The 22,836-nt window shown below is 71.7% G+C and carries 18 protein-coding genes and 1 tRNA gene; 8 read left to right on the plus strand and 11 right to left on the minus strand.

What is annotated here, in order from left to right; translation table 11 throughout:
- Positions 1–271: 271 nt before the first annotated feature.
- Positions 272–1,555, minus strand: coding sequence for a sensor histidine kinase (locus tag ACZ4VT_RS11710; protein ID WP_467948684.1), 1,284 nt, complete (start codon positions 1,553–1,555; stop codon positions 272–274).
- A 166-nt stretch (positions 1,556–1,721) separates the two neighbouring features.
- Here ACZ4VT_RS11710 and ACZ4VT_RS11715 point away from each other — a divergent pair.
- The 5 genes from ACZ4VT_RS11715 to pth all read left to right on the plus strand — a co-directional run bounded on the left by ACZ4VT_RS11715 (position 1,722) and on the right by pth (position 5,960).
- A tRNA-Gln gene (locus ACZ4VT_RS11715) sits at positions 1,722–1,793 on the plus strand.
- 157 nt (positions 1,794–1,950) lie between these two features.
- A complete protein-coding gene (gene glmU / locus ACZ4VT_RS11720) occupies positions 1,951–3,396 on the plus strand; it encodes a bifunctional UDP-N-acetylglucosamine diphosphorylase/glucosamine-1-phosphate N-acetyltransferase GlmU (RefSeq protein WP_467948686.1) in 1,446 nt (481 codons plus the stop codon).
- 133 nt (positions 3,397–3,529) lie between these two features.
- Positions 3,530–4,507 (plus strand): ribose-phosphate diphosphokinase, encoded by a 978-nt coding sequence (locus ACZ4VT_RS11725; RefSeq protein WP_030723354.1) that lies wholly within the window; start codon positions 3,530–3,532, stop codon positions 4,505–4,507.
- Positions 4,508–4,688: 181 nt separating this feature from the next.
- Entirely contained in the window at positions 4,689–5,270 is a 582-nt protein-coding gene (locus ACZ4VT_RS11730; RefSeq protein ID WP_467948688.1) for a 50S ribosomal protein L25/general stress protein Ctc, read from the plus strand.
- A 99-nt stretch (positions 5,271–5,369) separates the two neighbouring features.
- Positions 5,370–5,960 (plus strand): aminoacyl-tRNA hydrolase, encoded by a 591-nt coding sequence (gene pth / locus ACZ4VT_RS11735; RefSeq protein ID WP_467948690.1) that lies wholly within the window; start codon positions 5,370–5,372, stop codon positions 5,958–5,960.
- A gap of 77 nt (positions 5,961–6,037) precedes the next feature.
- On the opposite strand, the gene ppc is transcribed toward pth, so the two are convergent.
- Positions 6,038–8,800: a phosphoenolpyruvate carboxylase gene (ppc, locus tag ACZ4VT_RS11740; RefSeq protein WP_467948692.1), complete on the minus strand. Its 2,763-nt coding sequence runs from the start codon at positions 8,798–8,800 to the stop codon at positions 6,038–6,040.
- Between the two features lie 348 nt (positions 8,801–9,148).
- Between ppc and ACZ4VT_RS11745 the strand changes: the two genes are divergently transcribed.
- Positions 9,149–10,129 carry an acyl-CoA desaturase gene (locus tag ACZ4VT_RS11745; RefSeq protein WP_467948694.1) on the plus strand — a complete coding sequence of 327 codons (981 nt, stop codon included), beginning with the start codon at positions 9,149–9,151 and terminating at the stop codon, positions 10,127–10,129.
- Positions 10,126–10,800 (plus strand): TetR family transcriptional regulator, encoded by a 675-nt coding sequence (locus ACZ4VT_RS11750; protein WP_030827526.1) that lies wholly within the window; start codon positions 10,126–10,128, stop codon positions 10,798–10,800. The genes ACZ4VT_RS11745 and ACZ4VT_RS11750 overlap by 4 nt, the downstream gene beginning before the upstream one ends.
- A 75-nt stretch (positions 10,801–10,875) precedes the next feature.
- On the opposite strand, the gene ACZ4VT_RS11755 is transcribed toward ACZ4VT_RS11750, so the two are convergent.
- Both ACZ4VT_RS11755 and ACZ4VT_RS11760 read right to left on the minus strand, forming a co-directional pair.
- Entirely contained in the window at positions 10,876–11,268 is a 393-nt protein-coding gene (locus ACZ4VT_RS11755) for a VOC family protein (protein WP_467948696.1), read from the minus strand.
- 2 nt (positions 11,269–11,270) lie between these two features.
- Entirely contained in the window at positions 11,271–12,128 is an 858-nt protein-coding gene (locus tag ACZ4VT_RS11760; RefSeq protein ID WP_467948698.1) for a trans-aconitate 2-methyltransferase, read from the minus strand.
- 161 nt (positions 12,129–12,289) lie between these two features.
- Here ACZ4VT_RS11760 and ACZ4VT_RS11765 point away from each other — a divergent pair, with 161 nt between their 5' ends.
- A complete protein-coding gene (locus ACZ4VT_RS11765) occupies positions 12,290–12,787 on the plus strand; it encodes a MarR family winged helix-turn-helix transcriptional regulator (RefSeq protein ID WP_030386194.1) in 498 nt (165 codons plus the stop codon).
- On the opposite strand, the gene ACZ4VT_RS11770 is transcribed toward ACZ4VT_RS11765, so the two are convergent.
- From ACZ4VT_RS11770 to ACZ4VT_RS11800, 7 genes are all read right to left on the minus strand, one after another.
- Positions 12,746–13,513: a response regulator transcription factor gene (locus ACZ4VT_RS11770; RefSeq protein WP_362803025.1), complete on the minus strand. Its 768-nt coding sequence runs from the start codon at positions 13,511–13,513 to the stop codon at positions 12,746–12,748. The genes ACZ4VT_RS11765 and ACZ4VT_RS11770 overlap by 42 nt on opposite strands.
- A 479-nt stretch (positions 13,514–13,992) precedes the next feature.
- Positions 13,993–14,952 (minus strand): UDP-glucose 4-epimerase GalE, encoded by a 960-nt coding sequence (gene galE / locus ACZ4VT_RS11775; RefSeq protein ID WP_467948700.1) that lies wholly within the window; start codon positions 14,950–14,952, stop codon positions 13,993–13,995.
- 47 nt (positions 14,953–14,999) lie between these two features.
- A complete protein-coding gene (locus ACZ4VT_RS11780) occupies positions 15,000–15,725 on the minus strand; it encodes a response regulator transcription factor (RefSeq protein ID WP_351298841.1) in 726 nt (241 codons plus the stop codon).
- Positions 15,726–15,873: 148 nt separating this feature from the next.
- Entirely contained in the window at positions 15,874–17,670 is a 1,797-nt protein-coding gene (locus ACZ4VT_RS11785; RefSeq protein ID WP_467948701.1) for an outer membrane protein assembly factor BamB family protein, read from the minus strand.
- Positions 17,671–17,713: 43 nt separating this feature from the next.
- Positions 17,714–19,363 carry an outer membrane protein assembly factor BamB family protein gene (locus ACZ4VT_RS11790; RefSeq protein ID WP_467948703.1) on the minus strand — a complete coding sequence of 550 codons (1,650 nt, stop codon included), beginning with the start codon at positions 19,361–19,363 and terminating at the stop codon, positions 17,714–17,716.
- 155 nt (positions 19,364–19,518) lie between these two features.
- Positions 19,519–21,327, minus strand: coding sequence for an ABC-F family ATP-binding cassette domain-containing protein (locus tag ACZ4VT_RS11795; protein WP_467948705.1), 1,809 nt, complete (start codon positions 21,325–21,327; stop codon positions 19,519–19,521).
- A gap of 53 nt (positions 21,328–21,380) precedes the next feature.
- Positions 21,381–22,763 carry an acyltransferase family protein gene (locus tag ACZ4VT_RS11800; protein ID WP_467948707.1) on the minus strand — a complete coding sequence of 461 codons (1,383 nt, stop codon included), beginning with the start codon at positions 22,761–22,763 and terminating at the stop codon, positions 21,381–21,383.
- Between the last annotated feature and the right edge of the window lie 73 nt (positions 22,764–22,836).

The raw sequence follows: 22,836 nt of genomic DNA on the forward strand, positions 1-22,836 counted from the left end.
GAACACAACAAGGCCGATCTCTCCGACCCCCCGACACGTTCGGCGCCCGAGGAGACACCCCGGCGCGCGCCCGACCCCGGCACAACCGGCCCCCCGTACCCCCGGCCCGAGCGGCGCAGCCAACCGGCGGCGCAGCCAACCGGCCCCCGCACAGGCAGCGCCCAACCCAGCCCCGCCGGCGTTTGAGGCGCGGGGGCACGGGGGCAGCGCCCCCGCGACGGCGCCGCACGGGCCACGGAACGGCACGCCCGCCCCCCGCCAAGGCCAGCGCCTAGCGAACCGGCAGTACCGCCGACACCCTGAACCCACCCGCCTCCGTCGGCCCGGACACGAAAACCCCGCCCAGCCCGAGCACCCGCTCCCGCATCCCGACCAGCCCGTTCCCCCCGCTCGGCAGCCCGACCCCGTCCGCCTTCCCCTCGCACGGCCCGTTCTCCACCTGCATCGCCACCTCCCCGTCCCGATGCGCGAGCCGCACCACGACCCGCGCCCCCGGAGCGTGCTTGTGGCAGTTGGTCAGCGCCTCCTGCACCACGCGGTACGCCGTCTGCTCGACCTCCGCCGCGTACGCCGCCCCCTCGCCCTGGACCAGCATCTCCACGATCATCCCGGCCGCCCGCGACTGCCCGACCAGCACGTCCAGCTCGTCGAGCGAGGGCCCGTCCTCGGCGCCTCCCACGAGCGCGACCGAAGCCACCGGGACAGGGGCCACGGCGGCCGCACGCGCGGCGCCCGCCACCGCCACCGCCTGCTTGGGCGCGGCCCTGAGCACGCCGAGCATCTCGCGCAGTTCCGTCAGCGCCTGCCGCCCCATGTCACCCACCAGGGCGGCGTTCTTCGCCGCCCGCGCCGGGTCCTTGACCGCCACCGCCTCCAGCGCGGCCGCGTGCACCACCATCAGCGACACGCGGTGCGCGACCACGTCGTGCATCTCCCGCGCGATGCGGGTCCGCTCCTCCGTACGGGCCCACTCGGCCCGTTCCTCCGCCCGGTCCGCCAGCAGCGACAGCTCCCGCTCCAGCGAGTCCGCCCGCTCCTGCAGGCTCTCCATCAGCCGCCGCCGGGCCCCGATGTAGAGCCCGAGCAGCAACGGCGGCACGGTCAGCGCCACGGCGACGAACCCTGAGAGCGCGACCACGAGCTTCGGATCGGCCTCGACGTCCCCGCGGGTCTGCAGGTACATCACCACGAAGGTCGCGGCCAGCGACATCGAGGCCAGGGTGGCGATGATCCGCCGGGGCACCTCGGAGGAGGCGAGCGAGTACATCCCCACCACCGAGAGCAGGAACCCCATCGCGGCCGGGGCCACGGCGATGCCCACGAGCACCACGGCGATCGGCCAGCGCCGCCGCAGCACGAGCGTGGCCCCCACCACGAACCCGAACGCCACCCCGACCGCGGCCGGCAGCCCCGCCTCTCGGGCGAAGGTCACGCCCTCCCACGCGCACTCCACGGCCGACACCGCGGCGAGCGACACGTCCGCCACGGCATCCCGTCGCCGCGCCCACCACAACGGCGGCCCAGCGCGGCCTTCCACTTCCCCCGTACTGGTCATGCCGTCCAGCGTACGGGCGGCCTCCGCGGGGGCCCCGGCATTCCCCGCCTCCGAAACGGCGGACACGAGTACCGTCGCATTGAGGCCGGGTGGTACGGCATAGTAGGGACGGCCAGCTTGATCGGATCGCGGAATGGTCCGATTCGACCTGACTTACCATGATCCATCCCCTGTGGTGTAATTGGCAGCACTGAGGCTTTTGGTGCCTTATGTTCGGGTTCGAGTCCTGACAGGGGAGCTGCGCAGCCCCTCGGGTCCTGACCATCGGTCGGGACCCGCCTTCATGCCTGCTCCTTTACCCGCCTTCATTTCCGCTCCTTTACCCGCCCTCGTTTCGGCTCCTTTGCACCCCGGTATCCTTCACGGGTCCACCCCCGAAGCCGAAGGGCATCCCCGTGAGCGCCAACCGCCCGGCAGCCGTCGTCGTACTCGCAGCGGGTGAAGGCACCCGCATGAAGTCGGCCACTCCCAAGGTTCTGCACGAGATCTGCGGGCGCTCGCTCGTCGGTCACGTGGTCGCCGCCTCCCGTGAGCTGGACCCCTCCCACCTCGTCGTGGTCGTCGGGCACGCCCGGGAGCAGGTCACCGCGCACCTGGCCGGAATCGACGCCGGCGTCCGCACCGCCGTCCAGTACGAGCAGAACGGCACCGGGCACGCCGTCCGCATGGCCCTCGAAGAGCTCGGCGGCCCGGTCGACGGGACCGTGATCGTGGTCTGCGGCGACACCCCGCTGCTGACCGGCGAGACGCTGGCGCGGCTGGCGGCGACGCACGAGGCCGACGGCAACGCCGTCACCGTGCTCACCGCCGAGGTGCCGGACTCCACCGGCTACGGGCGGATCGTCCGGGACGCCGGCGGCGCCGTGACGGCCATCGTCGAACACAAGGACGCCACCGACGCCCAGCGGGCGATCCGTGAGATCAACTCCGGCGTCTTCGCCTTCGACGGCAGCCTGCTCGCCGACGCGCTCGGCAAGGTCCGTACCGACAACAGCCAGGGCGAGGAGTACCTCACCGACGTCCTCGGCATCCTGCGCGAGGCCGGGCACCGCGTCGGCGCGGCCGTCGGCAGCGACCACCGCCAGATCCTCGGGATCAACAACCGCGTCCAGCTGGCCGAGGCCCGCGCGCTGCTGAACGCGCGCCTGCTGGAGCAGGCCATGCTCGCGGGCGTGACGGTCGTCGACCCGGCGAGCACCTTCGTGGACGTGACCGTCACCTTCGGGCAGGACGCGCTCGTGCACCCCGGCACCCAGCTCCTGGGCGCCACGCACATCGCCGAGGGCGCCGAGGTCGGCCCGAACAGCCGGCTGAAGGACACCACGGTGGGCGCGGGCGCCCGGGTGGACAACACGGTCGCGGAGAGCGCGGTCGTGGGCCCGCAGGCAAGCGTGGGGCCGTTCGCGTACCTGCGTCCGGGCACGAACCTCGGCGCGAAGGCCAAGGCCGGCACGTACGTGGAGATGAAGAACGCGACGATCGGCGAGGGCACCAAGGTGCCGCACCTGTCGTACGTGGGCGACGCGACGATCGGCGAGTACACGAACATCGGCGCGGCCAGCGTCTTCGTGAACTACGACGGTGAGCACAAGCACCACACCACCGTCGGCTCACACTGCAAGACGGGGTCGGACAACATGTTTGTGGCTCCCGTCACGATCGGGGACGGCGCCTACACGGCGGCCGGATCCGTGATCACCAAGGATGTGCCGCCCGGTGCGCTGGCCGTGGCCCGTGGCCAACAGCGGAATATCGAGGGCTGGGTGGCCCGCAAGCGTCCGGGAAGCGCGTCCGCCACGGCGGCGCAGTCGGCGGCCTCGGAGGATTCCGAGCGCCACTGAGGTGAACTGACCGGAAACAGGTACGCCCGCGACGGCGTACCGTGATACGTGCACGCAATTCGGCTGGCTCACCGTGTGCGGGACGGACGCACATGGGGGCGAGCAGCTTCAACACGTCTGAGGAGACAGTGCTGTGACCGGGATCAAGACGACCGGCGAGAAGAAGCTGATGCTCTTCTCCGGCCGCGCCCACCCCGAGCTGGCCGAGGAGGTCGCGCACCAGCTGGGAGTCGGCCTCGTGCCGACCAAGGCTTTCGACTTCGCGAACGGTGAGATCTACGTTCGCTTCCAGGAGTCGGCTCGCGGCGCGGACTGCTTCCTGATCCAGAGCCACACGGCTCCGATCAATAAGTGGATCATGGAACAGCTGATCATGATCGATGCGCTGAAGCGCGCGTCGGCGCGCTCCATCACCGTGATCATCCCGTCCTACGGGTACGCCCGCCAGGACAAGAAGCACAAGGGCCGCGAGCCGATCTCGGCCCGCCTGGTCGCGGACCTGCTGAAGACCTCGGGTGCGGACCGCATCCTCACGGTCGACCTGCACACGGACCAGATCCAGGGCTTCTTCGACGGCCCGGTGGACCACCTTTCGGCCCTGAACGTCCTCGCGGACTACGTGGGCGCCAAGGTGGACCGCACCAAGCTGACGATCGTCTCCCCGGACGCCGGCCGCGTGCGCGTCGCCGACCGCTGGTGCGACCGCCTGGACGCGCCGCTGGCCATCGTGCACAAGCGCCGCGACAAGGACGTCGCCAACCAGGTGACCGTCCACGAGGTCGTCGGCGAGGTCAAGGGCCGCGTCTGCGTCCTGGTCGACGACATGATCGACACCGGCGGCACCATCTGCGCCGCGGCCGACGCGCTCTTCGCGCACGGCGCCGAGGACGTCATCGTGACGGCCACGCACGGCATCCTGTCGGGCCCGGCGGCCGACCGCCTGAAGAACTCCAAGGTCAGCGAGTTCGTGTTCACGAACACCCTGCCGGACCCGTCCGACCTGGAGCTCGACAAGATCACGGTGCTCTCGATCGCCCCGATGATCGCGCGCGCGGTGCGCGAGGTCTTCGAGGACGGTTCGGTCACGAGCCTCTTCGAGGAGCAGCAGTAACCGCTCCGCGGTAGATCCTTTTTGGTACGGCCTCCCCTGCCGGGTACACTCCACGAGTTGCTCGGCGAGGGAGGCCGTACCAGTTTCCGGTACGGATGCTCCGTTATCGACGCGCTCTTCGTAGCAGGCCGTTCCGGCCGGGTGACTCTGTCCGTTTTCCGTCACCCCACGAGGAGTGAGCATGTCCGAGATCAAGCTTTCCGCCAAGGTCCGCACCGACTTCGGCAAGGGCGCTGCCCGTCAGGCCCGTCGTGACGCCCTGACCCCCGCCGTCATCTACGGCCACGGCACCGACCCGAAGCACGTCAACGTCGACGCCCACGCCCTGCAGCTGGCGCTCCGCACGCCGAACGTCCTGATCTCCCTGGACATCGACGGCGCCGCCGAGCTGGTCATCCCGAAGGCCGTGCAGAAGCACCCGCTGAAGCGCTCGGTCTCCCACGTCGACTTCCTGATCGTCAAGAAGGGCGAGAAGGTCACCGTCGACGTCGCGATCGTCACCGAGGGCGACCTGGCCGCCGGCGGCAACATGCTGGAGACCCTCCAGAACACGATCTCCGTCGAGGCCGAGGCCACCCACATCCCGACCGAGGTCACCGTCTCCATCGCGGGCCTCGAGGCCGGCGCCACCATCCACGCCAAGGACCTGGTCCTCCCGGCGGGCACCACCCTGGCCGTCGACGGCGACATCGCCGTTCTGCAGGTCGTGGCCCCGCAGGCCGAGGAGCCGGCCGCCGAGGCCGCCGAGGGCACCGAGGCCTGAGCCTCGCCTTCCCCCCTCAGCAGTTGCTGACCGACCGCCGTCCGGCTCCACTGGAGCGGGACGGCGGTCGTCTTCGTTCAAGGCCTTAAGGAGCTTTTGATGTCGGACGACGCGGCACCCTGGCTGATCGTCGGCCTCGGCAACCCCGGACCGGAGTACGCGGGCAACCGCCACAACATCGGCTTCATGGTCGCCGACCTGCTGGCGGAGCGGATCGGCGGGAAGTTCAAGGCGCACAAGGCCCGGGCCCAGGTGGTCGAGGGCCGCATCGGCGCGCCGGGACCGGCGAACCGCCGGGTGGTGCTGGCGAAGCCGATGACGTACATGAACCTCTCCGGCGGCCCGGTGACGGCCCTGCGCGACTTCTACAAGGTGCCGCTGGACCGGATCGTCGCGATCCACGACGAGCTGGACATCGACTACCCGACGCTGCGCCTGAAGCTGGGCGGCGGGGACAACGGCCACAACGGCCTCAAGTCGATGACGAAGTCGATGGGCCCGGACTACCACCGGGTCCGCTGCGGCATCGGCCGGCCGCCGGGCCGGATGCAGGTCGCGGACTTCGTGCTGAAGGACTTCTCCTCCACGGAGCGCAAGGAGCTGGACTGGTTCGTGGACCGGGCCGCCGACTCGGTGGAGTGCCTCGTCCAGGAGGGCCTGGAGCGCGCGCAGTCCACGTACAACTCCTGACGGACGACTCCTGACGGACATGACGGAGCCCCCGCACCGGCCGGTGCGGGGGCTCCGTCATGTCCGGGTCCCGTGGCTCAGCCGGTGTTGCGCAGGCCCGCGGCCACGCCGTTCACGGTGAGCAGCAGGGCGCGGGCGAGGAGCGGGTCGGCCTCCTCGCCGCGGGCGGCGGCCGCGCGCTGGCGGGCCAGGAGGGAGACCTGGAGGTAGGAGATGGGGTCCAGGTAGGCGTCGCGGACGGCGAAGGTCTGCTGGAGGACCGGGTTGGAGTCCAGCAGGCGGCTGCCGCCGGTGATGCGCAGGACCTCGTTGACGGTGAGCTCGTGCTCGGCCTCGATGCGCGTGAAGACGTGCTTGAGGTGGTCGGGCACGAGGGTGTCGACGTAGTGGCGGGCGATCCGCAGGTCGGTCTTGGCCAGCGTCATCTCGACGTTGGACAGGAAGTTGCGGAAGAAGTGCCAGCGCTCGCCCATCTCGGTGAGGGCGTCCTGCTGTCCGGCCTCGCGCAGGGCCTTGAGGCCGGAGCCGACTCCGTACCAGCCGGGGACGATCTGGCGGGACTGGGTCCAGCCGAAGACCCACGGGATGGCGCGCAGGCCGTCGAGGCCGGCGCCCGAGTCGGGGCGGCGGGAGGGGCGGGAGCCCAGGTGGAGGTCGGCGAGCTGGTCGACGGGGGTCGCGGCGAAGAAGTACGACGGGAGGTCCGGGTCCTCGACGAGCGCGCGGTACGCGGCGTGGGCGGCGTCGGAGACGGTGTCCATGGCCGCGTCCCAGCGGGCGAGGGCCTCGTCGGACTGGCGGGGCGCGGTGTGCAGGGCGGAGGCCTGCAGGGTGGCCGCGACGGTCAGTTCGAGGTTCTCGCGGGCCAGCGACGGGACGAGGTACTTGTCGGAGATGACCTCGCCCTGCTCGGTGACCTTGATCTCGCCTTCGAGGGTGCCCCAGGGCTGGGCGAGGATCGCGTCGTGCGAGGGGCCGCCGCCGCGGCCGACGGTGCCGCCGCGGCCGTGGAAGAGGCGCAGGCGCACGCCGTAGCGGTGGGCCACGTCGCGCAGCCGGCGCTGGGCGCGGTGGATCTCCCACTGGCTGGTGGTGATGCCGCCGAACTTGCTGGAGTCGGAGTAGCCGAGCATGACCTCCTGGACGTCGCCGCGCAGGGAGACGAGGCGCCGGTAGGAGGGGTCGGCGAGCATCTCGTCGAGGATGACGTCGGCGGCGCGCAGCTCGTCGGTGGTCTCCAGGAGCGGGACGATGCCGATCTTGGCCCAGCCGCCGTGCAGGTCGATGAGGCCGGCCTCGCGGGCCAGCACCGCGGCGGCGAAGACGTCGTCGGCGCCCTGGCACATCGAGATGATGTACGACTCGATGACCTCGGGGCCGAACTTCTCGAAGGCGTCCTTGATGGCGAGGAAGACGCCGAGGGTCTTCTGCCCGGCGGCGTCGAGGGGCGCCGGGGTGGGGGCCAGCGGGCGGCGCGAGCGCAGTTCCTTGGCGAGGAGCTTGCCGCGGTAGTCGCGGGGCATGTCGGCGTAGCGCCAGGACTCCTCGCCGAGGCGGTCGAAGAGCTGGCCGAGCGCGTGGTGGTGGGCGTCGGCGTGCTCGCGTACGTCCATGGTGGCGAGCTGGAGGCCGAAGGCGGCCAGGGTGCGGATGGTGCGGTCCATGCGGCCGTCGGCGAAAAGGGCGCCGCGGTGTTCGCGCAGGGAGGTCTGGATGAGGGTGAGGTCGGTGAGCAGCTCGGCGGTGCCGAGGTAGTCGCGGCCTTCCTCGTGCGGGGTGCCCTTGGCGAGGCGCTCGCGGGTGTTGAGGAGCTTCTGCCGGATGCAGGTGGCCTTGAGGCGGTACGGCTCCTCGGCGTTCAGCCGCTTGTAGCGCGGGCTGATCTCGGGGAGGCGTTCCAGGTCGGCCTGGAGGGAGGCGAGGAGTTCCTCGGTGGCCCCGGTGTAGCGGATGGAGTTGGACAGCAGGCCGCGCAGGAAGTCGATGAGTTCGAGTGCGTCGGTGATGCCGTGCTCGTGCTGGAGGATCAGCACGTCGCGGGTGACGTCGGGGGTGACGTTGGGGTTGCCGTCGCGGTCGCCGCCGATCCAGGTGCCGAAGGTGAGCGGGCGGGTGCCGGCGGGCAGCTCGACGCCGACGCGCTGGAGCTCGGCGGCGAGGTCCTCCAGGACGTCGCCGACGGCGCCGGCGTGCAGCTCGTCGAGGTAGTAGATGGCGTTGCGGGCCTCGTCGGCGGGCTCGGGGCGGACCACGCGCAGTTCGTCGGTCTGCCAGACGAGGTCGATGTTCTCGGCGAGCCGCAGGTCGTGGCGGCGGCGGTCGCCGGCGCCGGTGACGGGCTCCTCCAGGAGGGCGGCGATGCGGCGCAGCTTGTTGAGGACGCTGCGGCGGGCCGCCTCGGTGGGGTGCGCGGTGAAGACGGGGCGGACGTTGAGGTTCTTGACCGTCTCGCGCAGGTGTTCGGGGTCGGCGTCCTTCAGCATGTCGGCGGTGCGGGCGAGGAGCCCGCCCTCGGCGGCACGGTGGGCGCGCAGCTCCTTGCCGCGGTGCACCTGCTCGGTGACGTTGGCGAGGTGGAAGTAGGTGGAGAAGGCGCGTACGAGCTTGGCGGCGGTCTCCAGGTCGGTGTCGCCGAGCAGCTCGGCGGCGGCCTCGCCGTCCGTGCGGGTGAGGGCGCGCACCTTTTCGACGAGGTCGAGGAGTTCCTGGCCCTCCTGGCGTACGAGGGTCTCCCCGAGGAGGTCGCCGAGGCGGCGGATGTCCGCGCGCAGCTCCGCGTTGGCGGTGGCGGCCGGGGTGACGGGGGCCTGGCCCTGGGGGGCCTGGTCAGCACTGCTCACAGGTGCGGCTCCTTGCAGTGTTCGAGCGCTACTGGGCGGTGGGCTGCCGGCCGCGCGCTCCGATGCCCCCGCGGACTGCGTCCGGGGGATCGTCGCTCCTGATGCGCAGCTCGGGCTGCCCGTGCGGACCGCGCTGTCCGACGGGACCAGGATAGGTGTCCCACGCGTGTGCCCGGGCAGACGTCTCACCAGGCGGCGCGCGCCCCGTCGGCGTGCGCGTCGTGAGCCCGGCCGCGCTCCTCTTGCCTCGGGACCCGGTTTTGCCATACTTACGATGCCGTAGGTTACGGGTCCGTAGGGTCCGCGACCGGGAGCCTGCCGACTTCTCTCACCCCCCAGGGGACACCCATGACCACCAGTCCCGATCTGATCGAGGGTGCCTCGGCATCCTCCGAGACAACTGCGCCGTCCGCGACTCTCGGCGGCGAGAACAAGCGGTCCATCGAGCAGATCGCTCTGCTGCTGTTCATCACCGTTCCCTTCGTGGCCCTGCTGGCTGCGATCCCGCTGGCGTGGGGCTGGGGGGTGAGCTGGCTGGACGTGGGCCTGATGGTCTTCATGTACTTCCTGGCCTGCCACGGGATCACCATCGGTTTCCACCGCTACTTCACGCACGGTTCCTTCAAGGCGAAGCGGCCGCTGCGGATCGCCCTGGCCGTGATGGGTTCGATGGCGGTGGAGGGGCCGCTGGTGCGCTGGGTGGCGGACCACCGCAAGCACCACAAGTACTCGGATCACGAGGGTGACCCGCATTCGCCGTGGCGGTTCGGTGAGACGCTGCCGGCGCTGATGAAGGGGCTGTGGTGGGCGCACATCGGCTGGCTCTTCGACGAGGAGCAGACCGATCAGCAGAAGTACGCCCCCGACCTGATCAAGGATTCGGCGATCCGGCGGATCTCGCGTGACTTCATCTTCTGGACGATGCTGTCGCTGGCGATCCCGCCGCTGGTCGGCGGCCTGGTGACGATGTCCTGGTGGGGCGCGTTCACGGCGTTCTTCTGGGGCTCGCTGGTGCGGGTCGCGCTGCTGCACCACGTGACGTGGTCGATCAACTCGATCTGTCACGCGGTGGGCAAGCGGCCGTTCAAGTCCCGGGACCGCAGCGGCAACGTGTGGTGGCTGGCGGTGCTCTCCTGCGGGGAGTCCTGGCACAACCTGCACCACGCCGATCCGACCTCGGCGCGCCACGGTGTGCTGCGCGGCCAGGTCGACTCCAGCGCGCGGCTGATCCGCTGGTGCGAGCAGCTGGGCTGGGCCACGGACGTGCGCTGGCCGTCGGCGGCCCGCATCGATGCCCGGCGCAGGGAAAGCGACGCGAAAGCGGCATGATGGGGGGCGTGGCGATCGACGGCGGTAATTCCAGCAGTGACAAGCCCCGGCGCGGCCGCCGGGTGCGGATGACGGGCGCGGAGCGGCGCCAGCAACTGCTGGACATCGGCCGGACCCTGTTCGCGGAGAAGGGCTTCGAAGGCACGTCGGTGGAGGAGATCGCGGCGAAGGCCGGGGTGTCCAAGCCGGTGGTGTACGAGCACTTCGGCGGCAAGGAGGGGCTGTACGCGGTGGTCGTGGACCGGGAGATGCGCCAGCTGCTGGACGGGGTGACGGGGGCGTTGACGGCCGGGCATCCGCGGGAGCTGCTGGAGCAGGCGGCGTTCGCGCTGCTGGACTACATCGAGTCGTACACGGACGGTTTCCGGATCCTGGTCCGGGACTCCCCCGTGGCGCAGTCGACCGGCACCTTCGCCTCGCTGATCAGTGACATCGCCACGCAGGTCGAGGACATCCTGGGTCTGGAGTTCAAGGCGCGGGGCTTTGATCCCAAGCTGGCACCGCTGTACGCGCAGGCGCTGGTCGGGATGGTGGCCCTGACCGGGCAGTGGTGGCTGGACGTCCGCAAGCCGAAGAAGGCGGAGGTGGCCGCGCACCTGGTCAACCTGGCCTGGCACGGGCTGGACGGCCTGGAGTCGAAGCCGCAGCTGGTGGGCCGTCGCAAGAGCTGAGCAGCGCGGCGCGTACGACGGCGCCCCGTCACCGGACACTCGGTGGCGGGGCGCCGTCGTGTGGTGCGGGCCGGGTCAGCCGCACTCTTCCAGGGCCTGCGGTTCCAGGGCGTGCTCTTCAAGGAATTCGAGCCGGTTGCCGACGGGGTCCTCGGAGTGGAAGCGGCGGTGGCCGGGCAGGTCGTCGTCCCAGACGACCTTGGCGCCCCGTTCCTCCAGTCTGTTCGCGTACGCCTCGATCCCGGTCACCCGCAGTCCGGGGTGGGCCTTGAGGGCGGGCCGGAAGTCCTCCTCGATGCCGAGGTGCAGCTGGACCGGCCCGGCGGCGAACCAGCAGCCCCCGCGCGTGGCGAGGACGGGCGGTTTGGGGATCTCGGTCATGCCGAGGACGTCGGTGTAGAAGGCGCGGAGCCGGTCCTCCGAGTCCGGCGGCGCGGCGAGTTGGACGTGGTCGACGGCGGTGAGCACGGTCAGGCCTCCTTGCGGGCGACGGCGAAGATCCGGCGGAACGGGAAGACGGTGCCGCGTGGCCCGCTCGGGTAGGCCACGCGCAGCCGGTCGCGGTATTCGGTGAGGAAGGCGTCCGCGGCGTCCTTGTCCTCGCCGAGGGCGGTGAGGACGGGCCGCAAGGCGGTGCCCTTGACCCAGTCGAGAACGGGGTCGGGGCCCTGGAGCAGTTGGTGGTAGGTGGTCTCCCAGACGTCGGCGGCACAGCCGAGCGCGGTGAACCGGGCAAGGTATTCGGCAGGTTCGAGGAGATGGATGTAGCGGGCGCCGTGGCCGGCGAGCCGGGACCGCCAGCGCGGGGTGTCGCACAGTTCGGCAAGCAGGGCGTGGCTGGGGGCGGTGAAGTTGCCGGGAATCTGGAAGGCGAAGGTGCCGCCGGGGCGCAGGCCGTTGATCCAGGCACCGAAGGAGCCGGCGTGGCCGGGGACCCACTGCAGGGCGGCGTTGGAGACGATCAGGTCGTAGGGCTCCTCGGGGAGCCAGCCGGCGAGGTCACCGTGGCGGAAGTCGAGGCTGCCGCCGCCGGTGGTGGGACCGGCGTGCTCCTGGGTGGCGCGGCGGAGCATCTCCGGGGAGAGGTCGAAGCCGGTGATGCGGGCGCCGGGCCAGCGGTCGGCGAGGAGCGCGGTGACATTGCCGGGGCCGCAGCCGAGGTCGGCGATGCGGGCGGGCCGGTTGGGGAGCTCGGGTATGCGGGTGAGGAGGTCGAGGAAGGGCCGTGTGCGGTGGCCTGCGTGCCGGAGGTACTGCTGGGGATCCCAAGTGGGAGCGGAGGGCGCGGTGGACGTGGGGGTCCCCGAGTGCGCGGTATCGGAATACATGTTCGAGCCTCCCTGCTGGCGGGGCGGTCGGAAGCGGAATCTGTTCCGGCCCCCTCCATGCCCCATGCTCGCGCGATTTATATCTCGATGTCAAGATACTTGTGGTCAAGATACTTGGTATGAAGAGACTTCACATCGACAGACCCCTTACACTGATCGGCATGGAGGACGAGGTCGACCGACTGGTGGCGGCATGGCGGCGGGAGCGCCCTGACCTCGACGTGGAACCGCTCGAGGTACTGAGCCGCGTCAGCAGGCTCGCGCGCCACCTCGACCGCGCCCGCCGGCTGGCCTTCTCCGAGCACGGCCTGGAGCCGTGGGAGTTCGACGTCCTGACGTCCCTGCGCCGGGCCGGCGCGCCCTACCAGCTCTCCCCCGGCCAGCTCCTGACCCAGACCCTGGTCACCTCCGGCACCATGACCAACCGCATCGACCGGCTCGCCAAGAAGGGCCTCGTCGAACGGCTCCCGGACCCCAGCGACCGCCGCGGGGTCCTGGTGCGGCTCACCCCCGAGGGCCGGGACCGTGCGGACCAGGCCCTCGCCGGGCTGCTGGCGCAGGAGCGGGCGATCCTGGCCCAGCTCTCGCAGAACCAGCGCGGTGATCTCGCCGGGCTGCTACGCCAGTTGACCGCTCCGTTCGACAACATCCCCGGCTAGGTCGGCCGGTCGTACGCCGGCCCGCCGGGCCAGCGCCACCGCCGCCAGCGTGGAGTGCACGCCGAGCTTGCCCAGGACGTTCTGCATGTGCGTGCGGACGGTGTGCGGGGACAGGAACAGGCGCGCGGCCACGTCCTTGCGGCCCAGTCCCGCCACCATGCAGCGCAACACCTCGTGCTCGCGCGGGGTGAGCGACTCCACGAGCCGTTCGCTGTCCGTGCGGTGCTTGCGCGCCGCGGTCAACTCCCGGAGCACTCCGGTCAGCAGCGCGGGCGGCAGGTGGGTCTCCTCGCGCAGCACCCCGCGGATGACGGCCAGCAGCCGCGAGAGCGAGCAGTCCTTCGCCACCCAGCCCGATGCCCCGGCCTGCAGCGCGTGCGCGGCCCGGCGGGGGTCGTCGCGCTCGGCGAGCACGACCGTACGGACCCCGGGGTGGGTCACCCGCACCCCGGCGACCAGCGCGATCCCGTCCGAACCGGGCGGCGGTGGCCCCGAGCCCGGCTCCCGCTGGGCGGGCACTGCCCCGGCGACCGCGCCGAGGTCGGCGTCGACCAGCAGGACGTCGAAGCGGCGGCCCTCGGCCACCGCGCGTTCGAGGCAGCGCAGGGCGGCGGGGCCGCTGCCGGCCGCGGACACGTCCACGTCCGGCTCGGCCGCGAGCGCGGCTGCGAGCGATTCGGCGAAGATGCGGTGATCGTCGACGACGAGAACCCGGATACGAACCACAAAACCCCCAAGGGTAGGGGAACGGACGACGGCGGGTACGGCGCCCGGACCGGGTGATCCGCAGCTGCCCCGGCCGCCGCCGTGACACCTCTGCACTACCCCGGACCGGACGTCGTACCCGACTTGTCTCGACCCCTGAATCAACACCGGCCCCCACCGGTGTCACGCATCAGCGTAGGGCCCAGCGCCGCTCACGGTTGGCCGAATAGCAGAAGTTTTCCCAGCGATTTTCCGGCGCAGGCGTTCTGAACCGCCTTTGTAGTGGCTTGAAATCACCTGTACCACCGGTCCGGATGGCGGCTTCCGTACCGGCGTGTGCCACGGGCAGTTGCACGGTGGGCAATTCACCCGGCGTGTGCACGCCGGGCGCCCGCGCACAGCGCCCGGCAGCAGCGCATGGCCCACACGCACGCGCCCCCCGCACCGGACAGGTGCGGGGGGCGCGCAGGACAGCGGTGTTCCGGGGGGATACCCGTGGGTCAGGCGGTGTGCGTGCGGGCGAAGTTCCACGCGTCCGAGATGATGCCGGTCAGGTCCGAGCGGCTCGGGGTCCAGCCGAGGCGCTCGTGCGCCGTGCGGGCGGAGGCGACCAGCATCGCGGGGTCGCCGGCCCGGCGCGGGGCGACGACCTCGGGGATCTCCCGGCCGGTGACCTTGCGGACCGTCTCGACGACCTCGCGGACCGAGAACCCGCTGCCGTTGCCCAGGTTGCAGATCAGGTGCTCCCCGCCGGCGGCGGCCTTCAGGGCGGCCAGGTGGGCCTCCGCCAGGTCGGCGACGTGGATGTAGTCGCGCACGCAGGTGCCGTCCGGGGTCGGGTAGTCCTCGCCGAACACCGAGATCGACTCGCGCTCGCCCAGCGCGACCTGGAGGACCAGCGGAATCAGGTGCGTCTCGGGCGTGTGCCGCTCGCCGAACTCGCCGTAGGCCCCGGCCACGTTGAAGTAGCGCAGGGACACCGCGGCCAGGCCGTGCGCCACGCACTCCCCCGCGATCATGTGGTCGACGGCCAGCTTCGAGGCACCGTACGGGTTGGTCGGCGCGGTCACCGAGGCCTCGGTGAGCAGGCCCTCCGTCGGCTCCCCGTAGGTGGCGGCGGTGGAGGAGAACACCAGCTTGCGCACGCCCGCCTCGCGCATCGCGCCGAGCAGGGCGAGCGTGCCGCCGACGTTGTTCTCCCAGTACTTGCCCGGGTTCACCACGGACTCGCCGACCTGCGAGGAGGCCGCGAAGTGCAGCACCGCCTCGTAGGAGGAGTCCAGGTGGCGGGCGGCGTCCTGGATGCGGCCCTCGATGAAGGCGGCGCCCGCCGGGACGCCGACGCGGAAGCCGGTGCTGAGGTCGTCGAGGACGGTGACCTCGTGGCCGGCCTCCAGGAGGTGGGCCGCGACCACGCTGCCGACGTATCCGGCGCCACCGGTTACCAGGTACTTGCTCACTCGCCTACTGCCTCTCGCGGGGGAGCACGCGCGGGAGCGTGCGCGTGCTAGGACACTGGCTTACCCGATTCGACGCCCGCGGGGAAATCGGCGGCCGCGGACGGCCGCACCGGCAGCGCCCGGTCCAGCAGGCCGGTACGGGCGGCCAGCGCGGCCGCCTCCAGCCGCGATCCCACGCCCAGCTTCATCAACACCCGCTGCACGTGCGTACGGGCGGTGCTCGGCGCGATCTCCATGCCCGCGGCGATCAGCCGGGTGTCCTCGCCCTCGGCGACCCGCACCAGCACCTCCACCTCGCGCGGGGTCAGCAGCCGCAGCAGCCGGCTGCCCTCGTCGTCGGGCTGGGCGGCCGGGTTCAGGAGCTCCGCGAACGCCCCCTGCAGCAGCTGCGGGGCGATCGCCACCTCGCCCGCCCGCGCCTTGGCCAGCGCCCGCTCCACGCCCTCGATGCGCTCGTCGTGGCGTACGTACCCGGAGGCTCCGGCGGCGAAGGCGGCCGCGATCCCGCGCGGGCTCGGCACCGGCCCGAGGACGACGACGGCGATCTGCGGGCGCTCCCGCTTGATGCGGGCCACGGGCTCGAAGACCCCGGCCTCGGCGGGGCTCGCCGTCCCGAACAGGCAGACCTCGGGGGCGCGTCCGATGACCAGCTCGGCGGCGCCCGCGGCCGGGGCCGCGGCCGCCAGGACCCGGTGGCCGCGCAGTTTCAGGGCAGAGGCCAGCGCCTCGGCCAGGAGCCGGTGCTCGTCGACCACCACGACCCGTACGCCCATTGCGGAACCCACCCCCCACCCTTCTGCCCCGGCAAGCTACACGCTTGTTCGACGGTGCGCGGGGGTTACCGCGCAGAAGCCCCCGGAAGGCGGACCTTCCGGGGGCTTCTGCGGCTCGGCGCGGCGCGCGGCACGTCGTGCGGGCGGATCAGCTCGCGGTGAAGGAGGTGAAGATGAACTCCGGGTCGGACGTGGCGGAGTACGGCTTCTTGACCGAGGTGCGGGCGAGGAACAGCTTGCCGTTGTGGTAGCGGTACTCGTGGAATTCGGGCGAGTAGGCCGTCTCGATGCGCTGGGTCGTCTTGTCCGACGGGTTCTCCATCAGGACGGTTTCCTTCATCGTCTTGCCGTCGATGCTGACGATCTGGCCGCCCTTGTCGTACGGGGGCTCCTTGTAGGCGATGACGTTCGACCCGTCCATGCGCAGCGGGTACAGCTTGTACCGCTCGCCCGCGTCGGCGCGGTCGGTGGTCTGCTTGCCGGTCTCCAGGTCGAAGGAGAGCAGCTCGTTGGTCTTGCCGTAGGCGTCCTTGCCCTGGTGCTCGTACGAGGGCAGGTAGAGCTTGCCGTTGCCGACGATCATCCCGGAGCACCGCTCGACCTCGGTGTGGCACTCACCGCCGAAGGTGCCGGAGGAGAGCGAGATGCGCGTCTTCAGCTGGCCCGCGTTGTCGATGACGAAGAGGTCGCTGACGCCGCTGGCGTTCTTGGCGGTCTTGCCGACGTCGGCGGAGACGATCAGGGGCTTGGTGGAGACGATGCCGGCGGTCTCGATGCCCGCGGAGAGCTTGTACGAGTACTGCGGCGCTCCGGTGTTCGGGTCGAGGGCCTGCGCGTACAGGGTCTGGTTGGAGCTCTGGCCGCACCTGCGGATGACGGCGAGGGCCTCGCCGCCGCCGTAGCCGACGTCGCGGCAGCCTTCGCCGTCGACCTTGGGCAGCCACAGGGACTTGCCGTCGGCGAGGCTCCAGGCGGCGCCGCCCGAGGGGCCGCCGGCGGCGACGGTCTGCCCGCTGACGGTGACCTCGTAGTAGGACGCGGGCTTGTCACCGCTGGTGGCGCCCTTGGCCTGGCCGGTCCAGAGGAGCTTGCCGGCGTTCATGTCGATGACGCCGACCTCGGTGCACGACGGGTACTTGACCTCCGGCGTGGGCTTCGTGGGCCGGAAGATCACCGCGGCCTTGTTGTCGGTGACGTGCCGGGACGCGCCGCAGAGCTCACCGGGGAGGGGAACCTCCCACTTCTTGCCGCCGTCGACGACGTTGTAGCCGACGATCTTGTACACGTCGGACTTGACGTAGGTGGAGTCGGTCAGCCAGGACCCGGGGACCTGGACCATCTCGTCCGGCGTCGGGCTCGGCTGGTTGACCAGCACCTTCGACTTGACGTTGGAGGGCACCTTCTCGCTGCCGCCCGCGCCGGGCTGGGACTTGTCCTCCCCCGGCTTGTCGGGACCGCTGTTCGCGGTGTCCGTCTTGCCGTCACCGTCACCGTCACCGTCGCCGGAGGCGTACCAGAGGCCGCCGCCGACGATGAGGACGATGGCCAGCAGGGCCGCGCCGACGATCATCAGCTGGGTGCGCTTGTCGTTGCCGCCGCCGGCCGGGCCCTGGGCGGCGGGCGCCGGGGCACCGGCCGAGCCGAAGGACGACGGGGCGCCGGGAGCACCGTAGGGCGGCGGGGTGCCGGGGGCGCCGAACGGCGGCGGGGTGCCGGGCTGCTGCGGGTAGCCGTAGCCGGGGCCGGTCTGCGGGTACCCGTACGCGGGCGGCGCGGCCGGCTGCTGCGCGGGCGCGGGCGGTCCGGCCGGCGGCGTGGGCGGTCCGGCGGGCGGGGCGGGGGGTCCGGCGGGCGGCGTGGGGGCGCCGAATCCGCCCGGCGGAGGGTCCTGCGGCGCGCCGAAGCCGCCGGAGGGCGGCTGGCTGGGGGGCGGCGGGGTACTCATGGGTTGCTCTTGCCTCTCACTGGGCTGCTCGTTGGACGCGTTGTCACTTGCCGAAGACCATCAGGAGCTTCTCGTCCGTGCCCTTGGCCTGCAGGCGGGAGGCGGAGATGAAGAACCGCCCGTCCACGTAGTCGAGCTTCGGGGTGCGGAAGGAGCTCTCGATCGGCGCGGCGGGGCCCGACGGGTGGCGCAGGAGTGCGGTGGGGGTGCCGCCGCCGGCCGGGATGGAGATGACCTCGCCGCCCTGTTCTTCCTCTGCCTTGCGGTAGGCGATCAGCTGGCCGTTGGCGGCCTTGAGCGGGGTGAGGGTGCGCTTGTCGCCGGCCGGGGTGCGCCACTTGGTCGTGCCGGTGGCCAGGTCGAAGGCGACGATCTCGTTGGCCTTGCCGGTCTGCGCCGCGGTGGGGAGGTAGAGGGTGCCCGCGTCGACGACGGCCGAGGCGCAGGTCGTCAGGGCCCGGAAGAGGCCGGTGTCACCGCAGCCGACGGCGAAGCTGCCCTCTCCGGCGAGGGTGGCGGTCTGCTTCCCGTCGGGTCCAAGGACCACGATGGAGCGCTGCTTGGCCTCCTCGTTGCCGATGTCGAGGACGAGCGGGTCGACCGAGTAGATGCTGGTGACCTTGTACTTCTTGGGGAGCCGGAAGGCCCAGCTCTTCTGGCCGGTGACGGGGTCGACCCCGTGGACCTCGGCGGAGGCGTCCGCGTCGCTGCAGGTGGCGAGGGCGATCATCTTGCCGTTGCCGGCTTCGTAGCCGTCGGGCTTGCAGCCGGTGCCCATGGCGCTGCCGAAGAGCTTGTCACCGTTGCTGATCTTGAAGGCGCTGGCGGTGCCGCCGCGGCTGACGGCGACGGTGTCGCCGGTCATGGCCAGGGTGGGGCTGGTGAAGATGTCGAAGAGCCCTTCCTTGGGCACCTCCTTCGACCAGACCTCCTTGCCGGTCTTGAGGTCGACCACGCGCATCTGGGTGCAGGAGGAGTTCTCCCCCTCGCCGTCGCGGTACATGACGACCGTCTTGCCTTCGGCGGTGGTGTCCCGGGCGACGGAGCAGATCGCGGCAGGGAAGGCGAGCGTCCACTTCTCCTTGCCGTCGGTGACCGAGTAGCCGTTGAGGGACTTCCAGACGCTCTTGACGACGGTGTCGCCGACGACCCACTGGGCCGCGGACTCGACGCCCATGCCGGGACCGTCGACCTTCGCGGTCTTGAACCAGAGGACCTTGTCCTCGCCCTGCTTGCGGCCGGAGTTGTAGTCGACCCCGTCACCGCCGGCGCCGTTGCCGTTGCCGTCGCCCTTGTCCACGGAGGGCGAGCCGGAGGGCTTGGCGTCGGTGGACTCCTGCGCGACGGGCGGCTTCGGGTCCTCGTCGGACCCGGAGAAGCCGAAGTAGCCGATCACGGCCACGGCGAGGACGGCCGCGGCGGCCGAGGCCGCGATCAGCGCGGTCCGCTTCTTCTTCGGCGGCAGGCCGGGGCCGCCGGGCGCACCGGGCATGCCGGGCATCCCGGGCGGCGGGTAGCCGTAACCCGGCGGCTGCTGCTGGACGGTGGGCGGCTGCTGCGCGTACGGGGCCTGCTGCGCGTACGGGTTCTCGCCCTGCGCCGGGTATCCGTACCCCGGCTGCGGCGGGCCGGGCAGGTGACCGTAACCGGAGTGAGTCGGTGGCTGGTTCGGCGGCTGGGGCGGCTCGGTCATCAGCGCACGCTTTCGGCTTCGGCGGGTCGGGAGGATGACCTTTCTATCACTGACGGCCCTCGAACACCGGGCCGGTCCGCCCCCTGTTCCCAAGGGAGGACCGGCCCGTGATGCCGTCGTTATCCCGCCAGTTGGCCCGGCCGGGTGAGGGGGGTCTAGGCCTCCTCGGCCAGCTCCAGCCAGCGCATCTCCAAATCGTCGCGGTCCGCGAGCAGTTCGCGCAGCTCCGCGTCGAGCTTGGCCACCTTGTCGTAGTCGGTGGAGTTCTCGGCGATCTGGGCGTGCAGGTTGCCCTCGCGGTCGGCGAGCTTGTTCAGCTGCCGCTCGATCTTCTGGAGTTCCTTCTTCGCGGCGCGGGAGTCCACCGAGGCGGCGGTCTTCGCCGCCGCGGCGGCGGTGGCCGGGACGGCCGCCGGGGCGGCCGCGTCGATCATCCTCCGGCGGCGCTCCAGGTACTCGTCCAGGCCCCGCGGCAGCATCCGCAGGCTCTCGTCGCCGAGCAGCGCCATCACCGTGTCGGTGGTGCGCTCGATGAAGAACCTGTCGTGGGAGATCACGATCATCGAGCCGGGCCAGCCGTCGAGGAGGTCCTCCAGCTGGGTCAGGGTCTCGATGTCGAGGTCGTTGGTGGGCTCGTCGAGGAAGAGGACGTTCGGCTCGTCCATCAGCAGGCGCAGGATCTGCAGCCGGCGCCGCTCACCGCCGGAGAGGTCGCCGACCGGCGTCCACTGCTTCTCCTTGGTGAAGCCGAACTGCTCGCACAGCTGGCCCGCCGTCATCTCGCGGCCCTTGCCGAGGTCGACGCGGTCACGGACGCGCTGCACGGCCTCCAGGACCCGCAGGGACGGGTCGAGTTCGCCGACCTCCTGCGAGAGGTAGGCCAGCTTGACGGTCTTGCCGACGGTGATCTTGCCTGCGGCGGGCTGTACGTCGCCCTGGGTCCGGGCGGCCTCGGCGAGCGCGCGCAGCAGGGAGGTCTTGCCGGCACCGTTGACGCCGACGAGGCCGACGCGGTCGCCCGGGCCCAGGTGCCAGGTGAGGTGCTTGAGCAGTTCCTTGGGGCCGGCGTGCACGCTGACGTCCTCGAGGTCGAAGACCGTCTTGCCGAGGCGGGCGTTGGCGAACCGCATCAGCTCGGACTTGTCGCGCGGCGGCGGCACGTCGGCGATCAGCTCGTTGGCGGCCTCGATGCGGTAGCGGGGCTTGGAGGTCCGCGCGGGGGCGCCGCGGCGCAGCCAGGCCAGCTCCTTGCGCATCAGGTTCTGCCGCTTGGACTCCTCGGTGGCGGCGATGCGGTCGCGCTCGGCGCGGGCGAAGACGTAGTCGCTGTAGCCGCCCTCGTACTCGTGCACGTCCCCGCGCTGCACGTCCCACATGCGGGTGCAGACCTGGTCGAGGAACCAGCGGTCGTGGGTGACGCAGACGAGCGCGGAGCGGCGGTCCTGGAGGTGCTGGGCCAGCCAGGAGATGCCCTCGACGTCGAGGTGGTTGGTGGGCTCGTCGAGGATCAGGAGGTCCTGGTCGGCGATGAGCAGCTTGGCGAGGGCGATGCGGCGGCGCTCGCCGCCGGAGAGCGGGCCGATGACGGTGTCGAGGCCCTGGCCGAAGCCGGGCAGGTCGAGGCCGCCGAAGAGTCCGGTGAGGACGTCACGGATCTTGGCGTTGCCGGCCCACTCGTGGTCGGCCATGTCCCGGATGATCTCGTGGCGGATGGTGGCCTTGGGATCGAGGGAGTCGTGCTGGGTGAGGACGCCCATGCGCAGGCCACCGGACTGGGTGACCCGGCCGGTGTCGGGCTCCTCCAGCTTGGCGAGCATGCGGATGAGGGTGGTCTTGCCGTCGCCGTTGCGGCCGACCACGCCGATCCGGTCCCCCTCGGACACGCCGAGGGAGATGCTGTCCAGCAGGGTACGTGTGCCGTACACCTTGCTGACTGCCTCGACATTGACCAGATTGACGGCCATCAGACGCGCTCCAGGTGGGGTACCCCCGGACGGACTCTGGGGGAGGGTGTGGATCAGCTGCCCAGCCTAACGCTCCGCGCCGGGGCTGACCGTTCCACGAGCAGGGCGCCCGCGAGGGCCATCCCGATGGCGACCGGAGCGGTGACCGGGAAGGCGATCAGGGTGGCGCTGTGGCCGTCGAGCAGACCGCCGAGTCCGGTCATGGACAGGCCCAGGATGCCGAGCAGGCACAGGGTGATGCCGAGGGCGGCGAGGAGGCCGCCGGCGCCGCCCGCCGTGCCGGTGCGCGACTCGGCGGGGGCGGCCGGGGCGGCCGGGGTGGCGGGCGTGGCGGGGGCGGCGGGGGTGGCCTCGAAGCGGCGGAACAGCGCGACGAAGCCGGCCGTCAGGGCGGCCGCCACCAGGATCCGTACGGGGACCTGCGCCCACCAGGCGGCGCCGGCCGGGGCCGGCAGGTCCAGGCCGAGGGCGAGCTGGGCCCCGTACACGCCGAGCATGGCGGTGAGGTGCCACAGGAAGGCGGTCATGGCCACGCCGTTGGCGGCGACCACCCCGCGCCAGACGCGGGGCCGGTCCAGCCAGGCGGCGGCGGGCCGGGCGAGCAGCTGGACGGCGCCGACGAGCCACATGCCGTGCGCGAGCAGGGCGAGGGTGGGCGGCGCCATGTTGGACACCTTCTCGCCGGGCATCCCGACCATGGACAGCGGGTACGGGCCGTACGCCACCAGGAGGACGGCCCCGGCCAGACCCGCGGCGGCGAGGAGGGCGGGCCGGCGGATCCGGCCGTCGGCGCGCAGGAAGCCGAGCTGGTGGACGGCGAGCCAGACGAGGGCGAAGTTCAGGAACTCGACGTAGGGCACGCCGAACGCGAAGCGCAGTACGTCGACCAGCGCGGCCGACCCGGCCAGCGCGGCGAAGGCGCCCCAGCCGTGGCGCTCGTGCAGCTTCAGCAGGGGCGGGGTGAAGGCGACCATCGCCAGGTAGATGCCGATGAACCACAGCGGCTGGGTGACCATCCGCAGCGCGGCCCCGGTCAGCCGGCCGTCGCCGTGCCCGGCGAGCTGCACGGCGAGCGCGGCGGCGGCCCACACCAGGACGAAGACGAGGGTCGGGCGCAGCAGCCGCCGGAGCCGGGCCCGGAGGAAGGCGGCGTAGACGGAGGCCGCGGGGGCGCTGCGGCGGGCCAGGGAGCGGTAGGACAGGGCGTGCGAGAACCCGCCGACGAAGAAGAACACCGGCATGACCTGCAGCCCCCAGGTGAGCACCTGAAGGCCGGGCACGAGGGCGAGCAGGTTCCCTATCCCGTCACCGCTGACGGCGGCCATCAGCCAGTGCCCGCCGATGACGGCGCCGAGCGAGGCGGCGCGCAACAGGTCGACGTACCGGTCCCGGCCGGGTGGGGTGGCGAGGGCGAGGTCGCGTGCGCTGGCTGTCATGGCACCACGGTCGCCCGCGCGGGCCGCCTCCCGACAGGGCGCGGATACTCAACTTCTGCCTGGGTACCGGTCC

Source organism: Streptomyces sp. NPDC029164, assembly GCF_055563995.1.